The organism is Agromyces sp. NPDC057679 (genome assembly GCF_042799635.1).
GTDB lineage: Bacteria > Actinomycetota > Actinomycetes > Actinomycetales > Microbacteriaceae > Agromyces.
In genome coordinates this window covers 1-1,385 of the sequence record NZ_JBHVIK010000014.1, presented here as the reverse complement: position 1 = coordinate 1,385, position 1,385 = coordinate 1, and the positions used below count along the sequence as shown (strand labels likewise).

At 40.8% G+C, this 1,385-nt stretch carries 4 protein-coding genes; 1 reads left to right on the top strand and 3 read right to left on the bottom strand.

Annotation, left to right across the window (positions count from 1 at the left end; translation table 11 throughout):
* The coding region (locus ACFVAJ_RS21775) for a hypothetical protein (RefSeq protein ID WP_376947961.1) at window positions 1–219 on the top strand (219 nt) is incomplete at its 5' end.
* A 4-nt stretch (window positions 220–223) separates the two neighbouring features.
* On the opposite strand, the gene ACFVAJ_RS21770 is transcribed toward ACFVAJ_RS21775, so the two are convergent.
* From ACFVAJ_RS21770 to ACFVAJ_RS21760, 3 genes are all read right to left on the bottom strand, one after another.
* Complete coding sequence (locus ACFVAJ_RS21770) at window positions 224–400, bottom strand: hypothetical protein (protein ID WP_326211977.1); 177 nt, start codon at window positions 398–400, stop codon at window positions 224–226.
* Between the two features lie 103 nt (window positions 401–503).
* Window positions 504–1,052 carry a hypothetical protein gene (locus ACFVAJ_RS21765; protein WP_104843689.1) on the bottom strand — a complete coding sequence of 183 codons (549 nt, stop codon included), beginning with the start codon at window positions 1,050–1,052 and terminating at the stop codon, window positions 504–506.
* Window positions 1,053–1,065: 13 nt separating this feature from the next.
* Window positions 1,066–1,329, bottom strand: a complete 264-nt coding sequence (locus tag ACFVAJ_RS21760; RefSeq protein WP_376947963.1) for a C40 family peptidase — start codon at window positions 1,327–1,329, stop codon at window positions 1,066–1,068.
* Window positions 1,330–1,385 lie beyond the last annotated feature (56 nt).

The following is a 1,385-nucleotide window of genomic DNA, read 5'->3' as shown; positions in this document are numbered from 1 at the left end:
GACCTTATAGTGTTATCTCCTATGTTATACAGTATTTTCCGCACTGTTTTCACACTCCTTAAAGAATTTTGTTGTGAGGAGAATCCGAACAAAGCAGCTGCCCAGGAACCAGGAAAATTCATCAAAACACGAATAAAAAAAGATGGCCGGCTTTCTGATCCTCACTTATTCACGAACGAAGCAGAGAGCCGTTTTTTTGATAATCTGATAATGTCATGACAGCTCACTCATTTTTATCCATACGTTCCAGTATTTCTTGACGCAGCAGCGCCAAATAATTTTGTTCTTCTATCGTTCGAAATGGTTTTCGGTTAAAAGAGCTATATGCAAAAGAGCTATATGCCTCTAACAGCTCACCATTACCCATGTCTTTTGGGTTTTTCATATCATTCAAACTCATTGCAGTGCACTCCTTCGCTCTATGCTACCGCCCTCGCAAGCTCGGTTGCTGGAGGTCTGTGGTTGATAAAAGTCTAAAAAACAGACTTTTATCAATCCTCGACCTAATTATTCGCCGGCTCTCCGCCTACATTAGCGATAAATTCAACATTATCGACCTTCCACTCCCCATTCTCCAACGCAATAAGTTGGGTTTTGATTACGATTTTCTGTTCGCTTGCTGTGCCATTATAGCTTGTGCGTGCAGTGAACTCATTCATAAAAGAAACTTCTTGCTTGTCTGATTGATATTCATAGCTTTGCAATCCTGAAACAGAAGAAGATACATCCGATCCTTTCTTTGGAATACTGCTCCCGCTTGGATAAGTGGACTGGTAACCTTTTTCAGTCATTAATGGTTCAATGTCTTTATACCGCTGCTTCGTATTGCTGTAGGTGAAAAATTTATTAATAAACTCATTATTCAGCTCTGCAGCCTTTGTCTGATCTACTTTTTTCAATCGGTCAATTTGTGCTGAATAATTTTCCTTTTGCTTCGTGGCAGCTGCTAAATCCCTTTTTAAAGATTGGGTGTAAAGCAGCATCAAAGCTACGACAACAATCGAAACAATTATAATAATTCGTGTCCCGCGCCTTTTCTGCTGATCTTCCACATACTCACCCTCTCTATATTCTCCTGAACCCTAAATACGGATAAAGCTTTTTCCATGTCTCTACGCTCGAATATTCAAGGCCTGCGTCATTTGAATTAATGAATTTTCCATCACCGACATACATTCCAACATGAGTCGGCCCGGGCGCATATGTGCTAAAAAAGACCAAGTCGCCCGGCTCTGCCTCATCATCGGGAACAGGCTTTGTTTTCTCATACTGTGTCGCAGCATTACCATTGAGATCAACACCAATTTGCCCGAAAGCATATTCCATGATGCCGCTACAATCTTAATCTAATTCAGATGGAGTCCGGCATGAGAACTATTAATTTG

Bases quoted from the DNA above. Each gene is read 5' to 3' on its own strand.
- ACFVAJ_RS21770 (WP_326211977.1), bottom strand. From the start codon at position 400: ATGAGTTTGAATGATATGAAAAACCCAAAAGACATGGGTAATGGTGAG.